The sequence below is a fragment of the Franconibacter helveticus LMG 23732 genome (genome assembly GCF_000463115.2).
In the GTDB taxonomy this organism is placed as follows: Bacteria; Pseudomonadota; Gammaproteobacteria; order Enterobacterales; family Enterobacteriaceae; genus Franconibacter; species Franconibacter helveticus.
Window position 1 is genome coordinate 123698 of record NZ_AWFX01000005.1, and the last position, 19459, is coordinate 143156.

The 19459-nt window shown below is 43.9% G+C and carries 13 protein-coding genes and 1 pseudogene; 6 read left to right on the top strand and 8 right to left on the bottom strand.

Annotated elements, in window-relative coordinates:
* Positions 1 to 74: 74 nt before the first annotated feature.
* The 8 genes from DW56_RS01780 to DW56_RS01815 form a co-directional block, all read right to left on the bottom strand.
* Positions 75 to 1946, bottom strand: coding sequence for a DUF262 domain-containing protein (locus DW56_RS01780; protein WP_000687352.1), 1872 nt, complete (start codon positions 1944 to 1946; stop codon positions 75 to 77).
* A gap of 57 nt (positions 1947 to 2003) precedes the next feature.
* Positions 2004 to 2513: a hypothetical protein gene (locus DW56_RS01785; RefSeq protein ID WP_024552305.1), complete on the bottom strand. Its 510-nt coding sequence runs from the start codon at positions 2511 to 2513 to the stop codon at positions 2004 to 2006.
* 51 nt (positions 2514 to 2564) lie between these two features.
* Positions 2565 to 3320: a M48 family metallopeptidase gene (locus DW56_RS01790; RefSeq protein WP_024552306.1), complete on the bottom strand. Its 756-nt coding sequence runs from the start codon at positions 3318 to 3320 to the stop codon at positions 2565 to 2567.
* The gene (locus DW56_RS01795) at positions 3317 to 6601 is read right to left on the bottom strand and encodes a type I restriction endonuclease subunit R (RefSeq protein WP_024552307.1); all 3285 of its coding nucleotides are present in this window, start codon (positions 6599 to 6601) and stop codon (positions 3317 to 3319) included. Before DW56_RS01795 ends, DW56_RS01790 begins: the two co-directional genes overlap by 4 nt.
* Before the next feature lie 69 nt (positions 6602 to 6670).
* Entirely contained in the window at positions 6671 to 8533 is a 1863-nt protein-coding gene (locus tag DW56_RS01800) for a cold shock domain-containing protein (protein WP_234409192.1), read from the bottom strand.
* The gene (locus DW56_RS01805) at positions 8478 to 9161 is read right to left on the bottom strand and encodes a YecA/YgfB family protein (RefSeq protein ID WP_024552309.1); all 684 of its coding nucleotides are present in this window, start codon (positions 9159 to 9161) and stop codon (positions 8478 to 8480) included. Before DW56_RS01805 ends, DW56_RS01800 begins: the two co-directional genes overlap by 56 nt.
* Positions 9158 to 10405, bottom strand: a complete 1248-nt coding sequence (locus tag DW56_RS01810) for a restriction endonuclease subunit S (protein ID WP_024552310.1) — start codon at positions 10403 to 10405, stop codon at positions 9158 to 9160. The genes DW56_RS01805 and DW56_RS01810 overlap by 4 nt, the downstream gene beginning before the upstream one ends.
* Positions 10395 to 11918 carry a type I restriction-modification system subunit M gene (locus DW56_RS01815; RefSeq protein WP_024552311.1) on the bottom strand — a complete coding sequence of 508 codons (1524 nt, stop codon included), beginning with the start codon at positions 11916 to 11918 and terminating at the stop codon, positions 10395 to 10397. Before DW56_RS01815 ends, DW56_RS01810 begins: the two co-directional genes overlap by 11 nt.
* Before the next feature lie 306 nt (positions 11919 to 12224).
* Between DW56_RS01815 and DW56_RS01820 the strand changes: the two genes are divergently transcribed.
* The 6 genes and pseudogenes from DW56_RS01820 to DW56_RS01840 form a co-directional block, all read left to right on the top strand.
* Positions 12225 to 13457, top strand: coding sequence for a hypothetical protein (locus tag DW56_RS01820; RefSeq protein ID WP_035889349.1), 1233 nt, complete (start codon positions 12225 to 12227; stop codon positions 13455 to 13457).
* Between the two features lie 506 nt (positions 13458 to 13963).
* Entirely contained in the window at positions 13964 to 15094 is a 1131-nt protein-coding gene (locus tag DW56_RS01825; RefSeq protein WP_024552313.1) for a hypothetical protein, read from the top strand.
* Positions 15095 to 15293: 199 nt separating this feature from the next.
* Positions 15294 to 16430 carry a tyrosine-type recombinase/integrase gene (locus DW56_RS01830; protein WP_024553538.1) on the top strand — a complete coding sequence of 379 codons (1137 nt, stop codon included), beginning with the start codon at positions 15294 to 15296 and terminating at the stop codon, positions 16428 to 16430.
* A 142-nt stretch (positions 16431 to 16572) separates the two neighbouring features.
* Positions 16573 to 16773, top strand: coding sequence for a helix-turn-helix transcriptional regulator (locus DW56_RS21160; protein ID WP_071789784.1), 201 nt, complete (start codon positions 16573 to 16575; stop codon positions 16771 to 16773).
* On the top strand, positions 16763 to 17401 hold the full coding sequence (locus DW56_RS01835; RefSeq protein ID WP_024553539.1) for a hypothetical protein: 639 nt from the start codon (positions 16763 to 16765) through the stop codon (positions 17399 to 17401). The genes DW56_RS21160 and DW56_RS01835 overlap by 11 nt, the downstream gene beginning before the upstream one ends.
* A 46-nt stretch (positions 17402 to 17447) precedes the next feature.
* A pseudogene (locus DW56_RS01840) lies at positions 17448 to 19385 on the top strand (hypothetical protein); the annotation flags it as partial.
* Positions 19386 to 19459: the final 74 nt, after the last annotated feature.

Here is a 19459-nt window from a genome sequence, read left to right on the forward strand (position 1 = left end):
TACCTTTAGAGGTTGAATACCCAGCACCTGGTAAACATAACGTTCCAGGGGGTACTTTGCGATGAAGGATATTTTTACAGCGTAAATTCGTTTCCGGGTCCAGTGCCCAGGTTATTTACTATATAAGCATCTATTCTCTGATCATTAAATCGCCAGCAGTCAATCGCAAGATCCATCAGCAGGCGTTGCCTTGATGTGATGCTTTCCGCAGACCAGTCTTGATATTCATATCCATATTTCAGCTTAAAGCGATTTAATGCAGTGTTATCACCAATTGAGTACTGGGAGTGGAGTAATCGAGTCATGATGATTTCAGAGTTTAAATATTCTGTTTGTTTTTTCAAAAACCAGTCTTCACTCAAATCATTGCAGTTATTGACAGACTGGTTAATTGTACCCTCTAATAATGTTACATTACCAAGTTTGTAGAGATAACTTGTTCGATTTACATCAGAGAACTCCCCGTTTTCAGGGGCGTTTCGTACCGTCTGAGGAAGAATATGCTCAATTTGCATCTGCTGAATAGCCTGCTGGCTCTTTTCCGGAAAACCGCAAAGATGGCGGATATGATTCTCTAATCTACCCAATACATAACGTTGGCGATACTGAGGCGTAAAATTATAGTCATTAATAATTGAGAATCGTTCTTTAAATTCATCTAAACGCTCCACAACAAAAGGTATAAGTGTTGCTGAAACAACATTTGCAACCTCTGCTTTCGTTTTCACATCCCGAAGCTTTACAGCCCATTGAGTAAAGCGTTGCTCATATGTCTTCGATTGAATAGCCATTGTATTTGTAAAGAATAAAAAGCTCTCAAGTTGAGCACCTAAGAAATCCATTACATCATCTGAACAACTAATATCCAATGCCATTAGTAAAACCAAATGCTGACGTGAGCGATATTTATTAATATATCCAATGTTACTTACGTTTGGAAAACGGATATTTTCACGCCAGTAGGCTGCTTCATTTGTTGCATTGACCAGGTTAGCGTATCGTTCTGATAATTTTTCCAATTCTTTGACGAGGACCATAGGGCGTGTCTTATACTGCAACGACAGTTCCCCCTCAGCTGAAATGATCCATTTATATATATCATCTTCACGCAAAATCCCGTGATGATATCGTGCCATCAGAAAGTAACGTAAAAAACGAAGCGGGTTATCACTTTCGCCGCAAGACTCAAGGTTATTAGTGATGGATTTCCATGTTGTCTTTATTGCCGAAAACTGTTCTTCTTTTATCTGACTGAAAATCAAATTTTTAACAAGATCCATAGCATTAAGGCTGGCACCACGCTGATTGATCGTTTCGAAGATCTTTAATGCGCTACTTAAGTTCTCTGATTCAATGACAACCAGCTCAACTTTTGTTAAAAAAAAGCGAGCGAAGGAGATTAATCCATTCAAGCTATCTTGCAATTGGTATTTAAGATAATCACGAATGTGATCATACGCGTCAGCCATTTTTTTTACTGAAGCTGTTTCCGCAAAGGTATTGGTTTGCCCTTCAATTAACCGCGAAATAAATCCTCGACTTTCTTCATATTGAAGATCTAGTCTAATTAGATTTTCCTCACTATTAATATCATAACTAGAGAGCCATTCCTCAATAGTTTTCAGATATTCCAGCCCTTTTTTGTCAAGTGTATCCAATCTATCTTTTAATAGATCCCGTAAGGCACACATAGTGATGACAATAGTGGTCAACCGCTGCTGTCCGTCAATGACATCATGCTTTTCCCCATTTTTTACGATAATAACAGAACCGAGAAAATAACCATTTTGATCTTTCTGCTCTGGTTGGTATTCATTGTCTAAATCCATGAGAAACTGTTCAACCTGATCATCAACCTTCCATACATACTCACGTTGATAATCGGGAACTAAAAAATAATAATCGCTTAATTTTGATATATTTTTTACATCGGCTTCTATTTTCATTTTATATCCTTACATAGCTGGATGAACACCACAGATCATACTGATCCCAGATCCAATTCACAAACGAACAGGAGAGTAGACCCCTTCTACATTACAGCTATCTCCGTCATCAAAAATCAACTCTCCTGCACTATAACCATCCATGGATAAAATAGCCTTTTCATTGAGTGCCAGACTAAGGCACATTGATGTTTTTATCATATTATCTGTACCATAAATCTCATACCAGTTATCTTCTTTTTTAGAAACCTCTACCTCATACTTTCCTGAGTCAATATTAACCATGCTAAATACATTATCTACATCACATGAATCCTTGCTATCTGTAAAAATTATTTTTTTATCATAGCCATCAACCCTGAGATATGCGTCTTCAGAATAAGCATAAACATAACAATATTTAGTATTAACAAAAGAATCCTTCCCAGTAATTTGATATAAATTACTATCTTTTCTTGTGACATTTATTTCCCACGTATTGGCATGAACATAACCTGGAGCCAAAAACAGGGTTAATAAGAACGGTCCAATCTTGGCTTTAAAGTTTCTAACAATTTTGAAAAACATAAAACCCCTTCTTAAATAGTTCTGTAATATGTTAATTTAGCTGGGCTCTTACTACATATCAGCCAACAACATCCCAGCCATGCCATCCAGCCGTTTCTTGATCTTTTCCCACCCAGGCATAACCTGCCCCATCAGGCGGTAAAACTCTTCACTGTGGTTGTGCTCAGCCACATGGCATAACTCATGTAGCAAAACATAATCGATACATTCTGAGGATGCCTTAACCAGCCATGGATTCAGGGTCAGACAGCCTTTTGCTGAACAGTTGCCCCATTGCGTTTGCATCGCCCGCAGACGTATCGGAGGACGCTCACTGACCCAAAGGGTCTGCGGAATCAGTAAATCAAGCCTGCGCTGAAAAACATCTCTGGCACGTTCCCGATACCATTCAGCCAGCAAGGCTTTAATCTTTTCTGCCGATTTGTGTCTGACAGTCACTTCCAGACGCCCACGCAACATTTTCACTCGTTGCGGCACAGTAGCGTCTTCTGTCACTTTCAACTGATATTGCTTACCGAGATAATAATGGCTTTCTCCGCTGACATACTGACGCGGAACAATGTGTGTCTGTTGCTCCCTGAAATCACGCAGTTGCTGGTATATCCAGCGCCCTCGTTTTTTCAGCGCAGACAACACCTCGTGCTCCGGTGTTTCTGGCGGTACAGAGGCCACTACCCGGCAGTCGGGATGCACCTTGATGAGCACCCTGCCCTTTACGACCTGACGCGGAACACACTGTACGACGATGACCTCATCACCATAAACAATGCGTAACGTTTTCATTGCTGGCGACTCTTTTTCACTCATGATTTCATCAAACCAACACGCAGGATCTGGATGATGGTTTCCACGATACGGTTTACCTGATTCATTCCGGCACCCATCTCCCGGCAGGCCGTAAACAGCAGCGGCAAAAGACTTGTCTTAACGGCTTTTTCAATATCCTGTGGGTTCAGGGAGTTTTCTGCCACCGCTTTGACGATAATGCTGTCCACTTCAAAGGCCAGCTTCGTCCACTTCTCCTGCACCTGATCGTCGTTTACCGCAAAAACCTCAGGTAGCTCTTTTTTAAATACACCGTAATACGCCTGAGCATGCTTGTTTACCGCCAGTGCCTCCGGAATATCGCTGAGTTTACGGGCTTCCACTTTTTCCGCAAATTCACGGAACAAGAGATACTGTTTCAACGGATGGTCGAACAGTTTTTCAGCCTCTTCAATAGCCATACGCAGGAGTTTTGAAAAGGCTTCCTGAGCATACGGGTCATCACGCAGCTCCTGCTCAATCATCTTTGTCACACGGGTTTTAATGATGTCGGTTTCATTGCGGGTTTTATTGTTGTCCCACTCTTCGGGCTTTTCGCTCTTGCCCATTTTACCGACTTCATACACGCCATCCGGTTCACGAACCTCAACGCCGGTGACATGCTTATCCAGCAGTTTTTTCACCTGCTCAGCGTAGTCGTCATAATTGACCTGCTCTCCACTTACCTGCATCGCCCACTGGCGCAGGCTGGACATCTGTTTTACGGTTTCTTTATAGAGATTTCGGTCTTGTTCCGTAAAGCTCTTGTCGGTGAAGAAGGTAGCGGACTGCAGTGCCACTTTCAGGCATCCGGCAAAGGCCGTTAACGCCTCGAAGAAATCATCACGGGTTTTCTGATGGATATCGACCATCTCTCCGTCACGTTCTTCCATTTTAGGCACCAGTACCGCACGTAACTGCTCAGTATCATTTTTGTTTTTAACACCGGCAAATATGGCCCACAGCTGGTTATACAGATGCGGTAGACGCTTGTATTCAGAGCTCATGGCGCTGTACAGCCCGTCAATATCCTTGATGTCGTATCCTCCCTGCGTTCGGGAGGCGAGGTCCTGATATTTGCCGATAGTCGTGTCCAGCTCAGCCAGAATACCGCGATAATCAATCAGCAGACCGAACTTTTTTAGTGGATGCAGTCGGTTCACCCGCGCAATCGCCTGGATAAGGTTGTGGGACTTAAGCGGCTTGTCGATATACAGCACGGTATTCTTCGGCTCATCAAACCCGGTGAGCAGTTTATCGACGACTATCAGCAATTTGAGCTTCTCATCGGTATCGAAACGACTGATGACATTACGGGTATACACAGACTCATCCTGCGTGCCGACATTATCCTTCCACCATTTCGTCACTTCCGGCAGTTTGCTTTCATCCACTTCGGTATTCCCTTCCCGGGTATCCGGCGGGCTGATAACTACTGCTGACTCAAACAACCCGGCTTCATCAAGATACTTTTTATATTTGATGGCGGAAATCTTGCTGTCGCAGGCAAGTTGGCCTTTCAGCCCCTCATCAATATTCTTCGAGAAGTGCATGGCGATATCTAATGCAATCAGCCGGATGCGGTCATCTGCACTATAAACCTCACCCTTACGGGCATATTTACGCTTAAGGTCGGCTTTTTGCGCTTCGCTTAACCCATCGGTAATACGATCAAACCATGCATCTATTGCCCGGTCGTTTACCTCAAGATCAGGAATACGTTCCTCGTAAAGCAGAGGCGTCACAGCCTGATCTTCTACTGCTCGCTGCATGGTATAAGCGTGGACAATCGGCCCGAATTTATTGGTGGTCTTATCTTCTTTCAGCAAAGGTGTACCGGTAAATGCCACAAAAGCAGCATTCGGCAGGGCCAGTTTCATACGCACATGGTTTTCGCCACCCTGGCTCCGGTGTCCTTCATCAATCAGTACGATGATGTCGGGGCTGGTATTGACGCATTCAGGAAGTTTTGTCGCTGAATTAAATTTCTGGATCAGGGTGAAGATAATACGTTCTTTACCGGAGCCAATCTGTTTCGCCAGCATCTGCCCGGATGTCGCCATTGCATTGGCTTTGTCTTTTTTCCCGGCCAATTCACCGCCGGACGCAAAGGTACCGCTGAGCTGTTCCTCAAGATCTATGCGGTCTGTCACGACAACGATACGACACTGCTTCAGGCTGTCATGTAGAATCAGCGCCTTACTGAGGAACACCATGGTGTAAGATTTGCCGGAACCCGTGGTATGCCAGATAACACCACCTTCCCTGCCGCCGTCTGACCTGCGAGTACTGATGCGTTCCAGCAGTCTTTTAATACCGAATACCTGCTGATAGCGGGCGACAATTTTGCCGTTCTTTTTGTCGAACAGGGTAAAGAAGCGGGTCATCTCCAGCAGACGCTCTGGCGACAACAGACTGATTAGCAGTTTGTCCTGCCCGCTGACGGCCAGTTCACCGGCAGCAATTAACTGCTGATACCAGTTGCGATCGGCAGGCGGGCGATGGGCAAACAACGCATCAATTTGCTCAGTAGATAGCGGATGATTGCGGATGGCGTACATCTGCGCATCGGTAATATCTTCTTCACGCCATGCTGCCCAGAATTTCATCGGCGTATGACAAGTGCCATAGCGTCCGTCATGCCCGTTAATAGACAGCAGCAACTGGCTGTAGGCAAACAGTTGTGGGATTTCATCGTTGAGCTGATTGCGGATACTCTGTGATATCCCCTCGTCAATGGTAGGCCCCTTTTTACCGTGGCCGACCGGGCTTTTCGCCTCGATAACCGCCAGCGGGATACCATTCACAAAGCAGACGATGTCCGGTCTGCGGGTTTCGACACCACCTGAGCGCAGCACCGAGAACTCCTCGGCAAAGTGGAACTGGTTATTCTTCGGATGTTCCCAGTCAATCAGCGCAATGGTGGGGTTCACTTTCTTGCCGTCGACAAACTCCGTGACAGCGATACCGTAGAGCAGATGGTTATACATCCGTTCATTGGCTTTCAGCAGCCCTTCGTTCAGCGCCGGGGAACAGACCTGCGATATCAGGTTATCCAACGCTTTTTCCGATAAGCGGCATGTTTTACCGCCCACCATAAAGTAACGCTCCGACAACACTTCACGCAGAATCGGGCGTAGCACCACCTCGTCCTGTTTATAGCCCCGGCAGTCCATAATCTGTTTCGGGGATAAAAACGTCCAGCCAAGGCTGGTCAGTAATGTCAGCGCCGGAATTTTGGCGCTGTATTCTTCCTGGAATTTAGGTTGGTAGTGCTTATCCACCCGGTAATCCTTCTTGGCTAAGAGGTAAAACTGTATGTCCGTACGGACATACTCAAAATGAACGAAGACTTATGATGAAAAGAACGGCGAGTTCCGATAAAGGCGATTGTACTTGACCTGTTCTGTTTCGCCCTTGTTTACATTACCAAATTTCTCCTGATGCGTCGTACAGCAGGAACCACAGGATGCACAAATAAATCGTCCTTCTGAACATTTTTCATGTAAATCTCTGCCGTCAATTATTTCGCTGCATTTGTAACCAATACAGTGATTAATGTAATGCCCGATACCAAACTGTTCGCAGGAATGACTGGCACATTTAAAAACGGTCAGGCGATACGCGGCCTGTAAAGGTTTTTTCACAAATCCTTTCGACTTCGCATCCCAGACTATGGCCTCGACACGAGCATATTTCATATCTGGAACCATCAGCACCCCACAACTGCGGCAATGCAAACGGGAATGTAACTCTCTAATACGGTTGAAATACCCGGCCAGTTTAATCGGGAAATCTCGCTTAGAAGGTTCGCCAGCAACCAGATAGGTCATGCCATAGTGGGCGAGCCAGTCATAAATAGTGAAGTCGATGAAATCTTTTTTGAGATCAGGTAGTACCTGTGGATCACGGCAAACTTTTGAACGGCAGAGAAATTTTTTCTCTATAGTTCCATCAGGCTTTTTTGCATTCCAGTGAAACGCCTCACAGGATAATTCTAAATTCGGGAAACGAATTTGTAATGAACTACACTGTGGGAACAATTTGAAAACAGAAGGATGATTTACCAGAATTTTACCCGACAACACTCCCTGCCATATCTCATGCAGAATAATACTCAGAACGGACTGTTCATCGTTACGCCTAATCAGCGGTAACAATTTACTCAGAATAAAGTATTCAGGATCAGAAGAAATTTCAGTATTCGACTCGATATCATTAACAAAACTGAAATCTTTCCTGAACATCTTCTGTTTAATCAAATACGTATTGATAAAAGGACTAATCACGGAATGTTTATAAAATTGCTCTCTCGATGAGAATTTCTGCTGATAGGCATCACGGACAAATGGTTGTATATCCATTTTATTTTTTGTGAAACTACGTCGAACAAAATTCTCTATATCATCATGCCGATGCTCAAGAATCCGCTCGCTACTTATACAATCGTAAAAAGCCAGGTAGAGAATAGCACTTATAGATATATGGCTGAGTAATTCATTGATAATGTCCGATGTTGAAGCCCCCTGGCAATCCGTAGCCGCAGAACATCTTTTCACCCAAACAGCGAATTGATCAATGTTATTATCGATAAATGACGAAGGCATGACCGCAGGAGATATTTGTTGTGCGGTCAAATCATCAAAATTCTTATCAGAGGCGAAAAGTGCAAACTGGTTATTGTAGTTACGTGATTTTAAAAATAGCGGTAAGACTTTTGTAACAGCTATATCACTGGTAACTAACTGAATTATAGCCCTTTCGCCAAAGGACTGAGTGAGGAAATTAATAACGCAGTCACGATAACGCCAACGAGCGAAATCAACGCCCTCCTCAATAATAGCCCGGAGATATTCAATGAGGAGCTCAGCCGTCTCCTCATCTGTTTTATCAAGAATGTGAACGTTAAAAGCCGTAGGCTTACCATTTTTACCTGTACCTTCCCTGAACAGCACCGGTGTATTGTCAGCGGGTGTATAGTTCCGGCTTATCTCATTCTTATGAAAAAACAGCTCATTACCATTCTCTGATAAGAGAAAGCCAAAGTTATTCTCCCGATCCGTTTTGCTGTTGTAGCCTCCGAACCAGAGAACATTTCCCATGTACCACCGGGAACGATCCAGATTGTTCACTGCCATGAGCAAGCCCCCTTCCGCTTTGTCAGTGCAGGCAGCACTTTTTAAATTTTTTACCACTGCCACACTGACACGGGTCATTACGACCGGGCAGTTTTTCTGCCCCCTTCACGGGAACAGGCCGGGATGATGCCTCTGACATTCTCACCGACAACCAGTGCTGGTAAAGCGCCAGTGCCGCAGGCTGAATGAGAGTAATACTCTGTTCAAATTGAACAGATGACATTTTCTCAACCACTGGGAAGTTCTTTTCGATGCCATGAAGGGCTATCGCCTCCAGCGAGGGACGTAAGGCCTCTGGCAAGGCTGACCAGTCATCCAGAGACCGGCCTTTCATATACCCGAAACACCACTCTTCGACGATTGTATATGTCTTCCCCTTCACCTCACGTCTATTGAAAATCGGTTCAAACTGTTCAGGGGCCTCATACAGGCAGCCAGCGATATCGTTCATATGCTGAAAACACAGCCCCACAAAACGCGTCATCTCTTTTTCGGTGGTCCAGCGAGGGTGATAATCACCTCGCCCCCAGATAGCACTGAGCCAGGTATTAGGGGAAATCGTATTCGGGCCAGAGACAATCGCTGTCAGAAAGCCATCCAGCTCAGAGAAACAGAGCACAGAGTCATCATTGCCGTATTTCATCAACACCTCTTCCAGCCAGTCGATTTCCCGGTCAGTCAGTGGACCACTTTTCGTCAGTTTCATGCGGCAACTGCCTCATCGACCTTAACACGACGTTTGCCGGTCAGTAACTGCTGCATCAGGGCTTTTTTCTCGTCTTTCAGGCAGGCGAGTTTTTTCTCCAGCGTGGAGATTTCGGTGTCAGCAGCGGACAGCACGGCGGCGATTTTTTGTTGCTCTTTAATAAATGGGCAAGAAAAGCTTAAAGTTTCAAAATCTTTCTTGGAAAGTTCTAAAAATGTTGAGCCAGATGATTTTTTGATCATCTCATTTGTGTTCATTTGCAACAAGTAATAAATAAATTCGATATTAAACCCTTCATTCGGAATGATGTTTTTAAAACCTTGATTGGTACAAATTTCCGATGTCGAAATTGCTAAAGCACCAATGGTAGCTCTTGTACATACCATCAAACTACCTTTTGGCAAAAGAACAGCTGAGCTATTTAGTAATCCCGCAGGAGTAATTTTTCTACTAGTATTGCTAACGAACCTACCCGTTAATGCAGTAACATCAGTTGGGGTAAGCCATAGAATATCGCCTTCCCAATACATGGCCATGTTTGTATCAGGTGTTCCACCGGATACAACTTTGCCCATTTGTATTAGTTTAGTAATTTTCCACTCCCCACTAAACCTCACCCCATTCTCATCCAGCAACCGTTTCTTCCCGGTAAGCAATTGCTGCATCAGGGCTTTTTTCTGCTGCTGACTATTGGCGAGCAGCTTTTCCGTCACCGAAATCGCCTTATCCCAGATTGACAGGATTTCCGCGATTTTTTTTTGTTCCGCCAATGGGGGGATAAGAACTGGTAACTCCTGTACCTGTTTAGCGGATAAGTTAGCTTGCTTCGTTCCACCTGGAAATGAATACAATACAGATAGAATCAACTCACTCCGGAGTAGGTTCAAAATATAACCAGAGTTCGAATTATTTTTAGGAACTATCTTTAGTACCCGCTGGTTTAGCAATGTGTATTGAGTGTTTGAAGGAATTTCAACTGTAAAACCATAGTCACGTTTTCCCATTGTGCCCGTCATAGACATGACTAAATCACCTGGCTTCACCAAGAACCTTTTATAGTCAACTTTAAAGGAGTCCGGTAAATACACAGGGTTACGGTTTAAATCTAACGAATTCTGGTATAGATTGCCCATTCTAAGCAAAGGAATACCTGTTGGAACAAAATCTTCACTTCTAAAGGCATATCCCATAATTGTATCTGCCAAATCATTTAAGGTTCCAAGCGTCCACCCCTTAGGCACCATAACCCAACTCCTCCAGATAACCCGCCATCTGCATTTCCAATTTCGCCAGTTCCACCTTCAGTTGCTCACGCTCTGCTCGCACCGCCACCAGGTCAATCTCATCCTCTTCTTCAAAGGTATCGACATAGCGCGGAATATTGAGGTTGTAATCGTTGTCCTGAATCTCCTTCAGGCTGGCGAGATAGGCGTATTTCTCGACGTTATCGCCATCACGGTAGGTCTTGACGATTTTCTCAATGTTTTCTTCGCTGAGCTGATTCTGGTTTTTACCTGCCTTGAATTCGCGGCTGGCATCGATAAACAGCACCTTGTCATCCACTTTCTGCTTTTTGAAAATCAGAATCGCAGCCGGAATCCCCGTACCGTAGAACAATTTCTCTGGTAGACCAATCACCGCATCCAGCAGATTTTCATCAATCAGTTTCTGCCTAATTTTGCCTTCGCTGGAGCCACGGAACAGCACACCGTGTGGCACCACCACGCCCATACGACCAGTCCCCGGTTTTAGGGTTTCTATCATGTGTGAGATAAAGGCGTAATCTCCTTTAGTCTTCGGCGGTACACCGCGACGGAAACGACCAAACTTATCATTCTCGGCCTCGTCATGACCCCACTTATCCAGGCTGAACGGTGGGTTTGCGGTCACGATATCAAACAGCATCAGGTCGCCATTTTTATCGAGCAGCTTCGGGTTACGAATGGTATCGCCCCACTCGATTTTGTGGTTATCTTCGCCGTGAAGGAACATATTCATTTTCGCCAGCGACCATGTAGATCCAATCGCTTCCTGACCGAACAAGGCATAGTTACGGCTGTCATGCCCGGAGACAATTTTACGTCCGCACTTCATCAACAACGAACCGGAACCACAGGCCGGATCGCAGATGGTATCACCGGGTTGTGGGTCGAGCAGTTCAGCAATCAGGTCTGATACTTCCGGCGGAGTATAGAACTCCCCGGCTTTCTGCCCGCCGCTGGCCGCAAAGTTTTTAATCAGATATTCATAGGCATTACCGATAACGTCCAGAGTACCTACACGGCTCGGCTTCAGGTTGAGATCTTCACCAGCGAAGTCTTCCAGTAGCTGACGCAGGATGGTGTTTTTCTGTTTTTCTTCGCCAAGACGATCGGTGTTAAACGAAATATCCTGGAACACGCTTTTCCCGGCATCTTTCAGTTTGGTTCCGTTGGCTTCTTCGATTGCATGCAGAGCCTGATCGATACGCTCACCGTTACCCGGCTCATGGCGGCGTTCGTACAGCGCATAAAAGCTGGCACTTTTTGGCAGTACAAAACGCTCGTTGGCCATCATCGCTTCAATCAGTTCCGGCGCATCGCCATACTGTTCTTTGTATTCGTCATAGTGATCCTGCCAGACATCTGAAATGTACTTGAGAAACAGCATGGTAAGGATAAAGTCTTTATAGGTATCAGCACTGATGGTGCCACGGAACGTATCACAGGCGGCCCACAGGGCTTTGTTGATCGTGTCCTGACTGATTTTGTCGTTCATGAATCATCCTGGTCTAAAGAAAAAGCTAGCGATGCAGGGCTTTGCATCTTAAAAATTGCGGTAAATGATACCGTAAGATGCCTCCCCTGACACGCCAATATCGCAGCATTCAGGTTTGCATCATCCCCGTAATATCGACATGAGACAGACTGACACAACCTGGCTCGTCACTCGCTAAAAACCAATTATCTTAGTAAGATAGCATCCATATTAGCCATGGTGTAAAACTGCCGTTGGGGTAATGATGATCCATATATCACCCTTTCTGGTGTGTGAAGCTGACATCATCCATAATCGGCAACGTTGATGCCCTTTGATAGTAATGATGACCGTCAATGTGATTCCCCTGCTGACTGGAGGTCTCCGGATAGAATGAGTATTGCCAACTGCGCTATCGGCCCACTTTATGATGAGCAAATAAAAAAAACACTTATGTATGCTGACCATAAATTCAAGCGGCTAATGAATACACGAATGTCGTTACTCGAACATTTATCACCCCACTATGACTTATCTTCCATGTTCAGCTATGAGTTGGAGAGAAGAGTTTTTCGGATTAAATTGATCAAGCCTGAGATTAAATTATCTCGCCAGCAGTTGATCTTCTCCTCACTCTTTTTAGAGCATGATTTTCTAAAAGAATATAAAAAACACATCTCAAATACTCTACAAAAAACAATCAAACAGTGCATTAAAAAATACAAACAAAAAATCAGAATCGAGCCTTCTATTTTAGATTACATATCAGCATCACCCCGCAATACGTCGAGTTATGTATTACATGAGATAGTTTTTGAATCTAAACATTGCGATGAAATTCGCAGTATTAAAAATAACATATTACTTGATGAGCTAACGTTGAATGGGCGAATCACTAACATTTCAAAATACATTAAAAATAGTCAAGATAAAATCGTCGAACATATAGAGTTCTGCACTCATAAATTTGTCAATATAAGTCGTAAGAATCGGCACATTTTCAACACCACCACAATATCTGGCAGAAAACCTAACATCACTGGTGTTTTACTTTGCCTTTCAGAATTGATAAGCAACCTGCATATTTACCCAACTGAAATTAATAATATAAGCAATGCCATAATATTAAGCATTGCATACTCTGTACTTCAACATCTTCAATCCGGAAGAGAAACAGAAAAAACCAAAACCTCTCCAGCACTGGATTTTATCCCCACCATCATCGCACCTCATGTTTTCTACCTGGCGAAACGCGAAAAATCCTCTCAATATAAATACATTGAAAAAGAATATCTTCTCGGCCAGTTACTTATATTTTTGATGTATAAAACAGTTTACTACTCGATTCATAACATCAGGGTAAGCCATAAGCACTTCTATAACGATATAAAACCAAAATTAATGGCATTAAAAAAAGAAAGCTTATTAAGCACCAATTTCATGAAAAATCGAAGTGAGATTAGAGGTGAAGTCTTTGGTGATGTTGGTAGTATTGAGGCTGATTTGAGGGAAATCAGCACACTGATTCATCGGCGGAAGGCATTATTTATTTCCTTTTAACTTTAAAACGATAAAAACAAATGAGAGACTGAATAAATATCAGCCTCTCACATAGTTAATAAGTTTCAACTTTAATATCTGAGAAATCATTCTATCTGGGCCTTGTGGATATTAATCCTCCTGGCAACATACGACTCAAAGTTTCAGCCTTGTATAGTCATCATCAATAGTACAGGATTGGGTGCTGCTCGCATGTATCATTCTGGTATTAATACTGATCATAAGGGGTAACTTGTATGTAATTTAAAAACCATCATATCTCAAACCTCACAATGCTCATATTTTGACCATAAAAACTAACCGATTTACACCCGCCACATACCGTCATAACTTATTGTATTTAAATAGCTATAAGCCTCTAACTCACTGATTACACCATTAAATTCAAGCCATATCCTTACGCAGATTCAAGCTTGCCCCTGCTGCCATTCACGATTTAGGATTACCTCGCTAACACGACATGCTACTTTTTAAATCAGTGCATTAATTCAAACGAGGATAAAATTATGTTCGAGAAAATGAAAAACAATGTAACCCGTGTACCGGGGAATTTAACAAAACTTAATCAATACCAAAAAGACATTGATCACCTGTCTAAACTATTTTCTGAACAGCAATTACTGGAACTAATGACGACTACCGAATCCGATCAAATATTGCAAATGAAGCCTGCTGTAGATATTCTTCATGTACTATCTCCATCAGCATCTACTGCTAAGCATATCAATTTTTTTCAGCACGTCCCAGTGCTCGAACAATGGTTAAAAAAGGAGTGCACTGCCTTTAATTTACTGGCAGTACATTTCTATTCACAGCAATCCCGTAAAAATGTAATTCCGAAAGAAATCTGTATGCTACTGGATGCATTTATTGAAATTGAACTTTCATCTGCGGTTAATGGTAATAATAATGCCGAACTCCTTTCGTGTTTTCTAAACACGCTGGATAAAATGTGCAATACTTTAACATTTATAGACCCCACAGTTACGGAACAATCAGGTCAAGTAGCAATGCTTGATTTCAGCGCAAAAATATGTACATACACTGCAGAAATCAGAACTTTTTTGAAGTCTGAATACTGGCTAAACAAACTACCTAAGGATATTAACATTCCAGCCATTGATCTATCCTGGCTTGTGTTTTGCTATTTTTGCACTGAATATCTCTTTGTATTTATCCAAACGACTATCAATAAAATGAAAGCCGAGAAGATCATTCAGGAGGATTACCTCTATCATCCTAAAATGATTGCATTGGTCATTTTATCTATGCTGCCTTATGAAGTCATTCATAACGATGGATCACTGAATAAGTTTAAAACGCCTTTAACCAGCCCTGATGAGTTCATAATCAAATTAATTTGCATTAAAGGTAAGCAAAACACTACGGGGCATAAAAAAGATATCGAACAATTGCTTCGTAAGACATATATCTACATTGCATTACTCTTAAACCCTGAGTGGGCACCATCTTCCAAGGAGTTGATTTCATTTTTATCAGGAAAGTCCACCGTGATAAGTGGTTCACTCAACTTCCAGTCAACCTCCAGTGGTCTGGGTGTTCAAACAAACAATATAACTCTTCTTAAGAATGAGGTTTATTTCGAAAAAATAACGAGTAAAATCGTGAAGTCGTGAAGTCGTGAAGTCGTGAAGTCGTGAAGTCGTGAAGTCGTGAAGTCGTGAAGTCGTAATTCCTCAATATAATGGCAGCATGGAATCTTGTTGCCATTATATCCGAATCTGCGTTTTTTCACCTGATGAACTGTGAAAGCTGTAACTGGCAGACTATAACCTCACATCGTATTTTTCCAGTGTCATTTACAGGAGAAATACGATGCCTATTCTGGAACTGCGTTTCAGCAACAAATCACTTCACCAACTTCCCCATCCCCTCACGGGCTGTCAGGAATACCGTGATATTCACTGCCAAAACCTGCGTGCTCTGGTGTATCCCAATCGGATCACGCTGGCCTTTCGTGCCACTATAAACAATCAGCGTATATATGAAACCCTGGGTCAGTTCCCTCAGCTCTGCGTTGAGGATGCCCGTCAGCATGTGATGAAACTGCTTGCTGATAAAAATCGTCTTGCGGTTCAGTCCCGTCGATTCACTGTGGAACAGGCCATCAATGACCTGTGGCTACCGGATTTGCAGTTGTATAAAAAGAGTCCTCAGTCAGAGTTGTCAAAACTCAACCTCTACGTTCGCCCGTTCTGGGGCAAGCGGCAACTTCGCGACATCACGGCAGGAGAACTAGAACAATATGCTGCTGGCTTACGGGAAAAATTACGTCCGTCAACAGTAAACCGTATCCTCGCAATATTGTCCAAAATATGCTCTCTGGCAGTACGTGCTGGATGGATCACACATTCCCCGATGTCACATGTCCGCTATCTGAAAGAAAATAACATTCGCTATCGCACACTATCACCGACAGAAATCCCGCGCTTTATTGACGCGGCAACAGCGCTGCAAACACCGGCAGCTGATTCTATATTGCTTGCTCTTTATACCGGGATGCGTATTGGAGAGGTATGTACCCTGAAATGGGAGTACTGGCACCCGGATATGCATCAACTCATACTGCCTGATACAAAGTCCGGACACCCTTTCACCTGCCCACTTGCACCTCCAGCCATTGCAGTTGTCCAGTGCCAGCAGGACCTGATGCTCAGCAAAACTTACATTTTTCCACAACTAACCGACAATGCCCGCCCTCTGGCATATCCGCGTGCAACCTTTGCCCGTATTTGTCGGGATGCCAACATTGATAACCTGCGGATGCATGACCTGCGCCGTACCTTTGCCACCCGGGTACTACAGGCGACCGGGGATATTGCAATCGCTTCCCATCTGCTAAATCACCATTCACTCACGGCGACCCGTCGCTACGCTTTTCACAATGCAGCGACATCGCACGCAGTGGTTTCTCAGGTCATAGAAAGTTATGACACAAAAATGAACCTATGATCTGTGATTCGTGATTGATGCAACACTCGTTTAAGGACGGTATTGTCATTGCATGCTTCTGCAGGGCCCTGCATTAAGTCATCAAAGAATGTGGATTGATATTAAATCCGCGTGGCTTCTTATTCTCTGAAACCGGAGGTTTATGTATTTAACCATTAAGCAGTTTGCAGAAAGATTTAATCTTTCCGCATCCACGGTTGCGTCAGATATATCGCGCAACCCAGGAAAACTCCCGCCCTTCATCAGAATTGGGCGGGCTATACGATTCTCTCTTGATGATATTGTTGAGTGGGAAAATGCACATCGTCAAAACAAACTTAAAGGTCATATAAATGGTTACTAAGAACACAGCAAATAATGCTAATAATGCACTGAACATTCTTCCTGAAGCAGCAAACACAGCTGTAGACAACGATGAAAAATATCTGTCCTTTGCATTAGTTCTCGCTATCACGATTATGGGCAACTTAGTAAAGCTCATCGGCACAGATGGCTTCGTACTTTATACCTACACCCTGCAGGACACGGCTACTGCTCGTGCTGTTTTTAATGAATTAGCCAGGCGTCTCAAAAATTTCAATCGTCAGGAGGAGGTCTACACCACCGATTCCCTCACCTTTCGAATGAAATACATTTACGGTGTTACCCTATTCGAACATGATAGTAAATCTATCCTTAACCTCTTTGATAAGAAGGGTTATCCGGTATTGAGTGAATCAGGAGAACCCGGTTCTCTTGATGATATGTATCTTGACATTCAAGCCCGATTACATGGCGGCTACGCCTCAAAAAAGTTTCTTCATTTACATGAACATTGTCTGTTATCTGCACACGTTACCCCGTCTGTGGAAAAGACGCAACGTGGCATCCTGATTAAAGCAGGCAGGAACCTCGTTTCATTTATCCATGCAGATGATGAATCACACAAAACCGATATTTTCAAAGCTGTAGTAAATGTTATTAAATCTTGATTCTTTATGCCGGGACACAGCTCCCGGCATTTTTTCGGAGTTAACTATGAGCCATAATTTGCAGGATATCCTCGCTGCCGCCTCGGGGTATCAGTCCGTGACTTCAGAGCCAGCGCTCAATCGTAAAAGACCTAAAACGCTTGATGATTATCCTGTGATGCCACCTGCATCAAAAAACGTGTCTGTGATTTCAAACGACCTGACGCTCCATATCGGTTTTGATACCGAATATGTTTTCAACCCTGAAACACGACAGAATGATATTCTGTCATATCAGAGTTATGTCGTCTTACCCGATAACACTGGTATATCGAACATTATCTATCCACCTGACTCACAGAAAAAATCCCGGCTGTCTTTTAAGGAATTTCTCTTTCAAACGATTACACCGCTTCTTGAAACGGGTGTGATTACAAAATGGCCCGGTATTATTAATATATATGCGCATTTCATTCGTGCGGATATCGCCTCCTTTGCCAATTTCTGGTCAGACTACAAAATTCTTCTGAAAGGAATACGCGGTACTGTCAGCAGCTTCAAAAATCGTTACGGTATCGATTTTGATGAACAGCAGGAACGTCGCGTAAAGACTGAACAGATAATGTTTGACAAACGAACTTCCCCTCCGCGTTGCAGTAACGTAGCTTTCATCGATACACTGCTTATCACTCCCGGGGGTATGGGTCTGGCTGAATGTGGTGAATTACTGGGTCTTCCCAAACTCACCATTCCTGCACCTTATTCCATAACCAATATGCGTGAATATCTTCTGGGCGACAGAGCAGGGTTTGAAGCCTATGCTCTGCGGGATGCCGAGATTGCGGTTCGTTATGCTTTACAGGTTCGCAATTTTTGCGCCCGGGAGCTGATGATTGATCGTGTCCCCGCCACCATCGGGGCGATGGCAGTTTCACGGTTCACCAAAACACTTAAAGAAAACAATATGTCTCCTGAAGTCTGCCTTGGGACACACATTAAAACCCGTGAACTCTGGCTCACGGAGAAACAGGCATTCCGGACGATTAAAAACCCCGCCAGTGTTCCTTCAAGAGAGCTGTTTGAAACGTTCCCGATCAACTGTTACCACGGCGGACGCAATGAGTGTTTTATGATGGGGGTTACACCGTCTGATCACTGGTATGACTACGATCTGGCTGGAGCGTATACCACCGGGCTATTAGATATCCTCACACCCGATTACGGGAACATCCGCCTCAGTAAAAATCCGAACGATTACTGTGGGCATGTAATGGGATTTGCGCTTGTCACATTTCGGTTCCCGGAATCAGTTCCCTATCCCAGCCTGCCGGTTCGGACCGATCAATATGGGTTATTCTTTCCATTAAGTGGCGAATCATGGGCAACGGCACCTGAAATCGAACTTGCTCTGTCGCTCGGGGCAGAGATGACGATCCATAATGGGATCATCGTCCCCTGGATCTGTGACACCTCCCCACATAACAGCGAATCAACATCGGTGTTTCTTCCCTTTGTTCAACAGGTCCGTGAGAACCGTAATCGCCATATTAAAGGTTCTCTGGAGGAGAAATTCTGGAAAGAAATTGGCAACTCGCTTTATGGCAAACTTGCTCAGGGCCTTCGCGCCAAAACCGCCTTTGATACTGCCCGTGGATTAAACAGATCCCTCCCACCATCATCGGTTACTCAGCCATTCTTTGCTGCGCATGTGACGGGATTTATCCGCGCCGTTGTCGGGGAACTCATGAATGCTTTGCCTTCTGATTCATCGGTTGTCAGCGTCACAACCGATGGCTTTTTGACAAATTGCCCACTTAACAAGATAAACATGAGCGGTCCACTGTCTTCCCGCTTCCAGTCGCTGTGCGATATTGTTGATCCGGGTTCATCAATGTTGACATGTAAGCATGAGGTCAGCCAGCTTATCGCCATGAAAACCCGGGGGCAGTTAACCTATAGAGCTATTCAGGGAAAACCTGTTGTTCATGCCAGGGCTGGCGTCAAACTGAATCGCCACGGATAATCTAGACACTTCCGAGCCGTTGATAATACTGGTTTTCATATTCTGTCGGTGACATC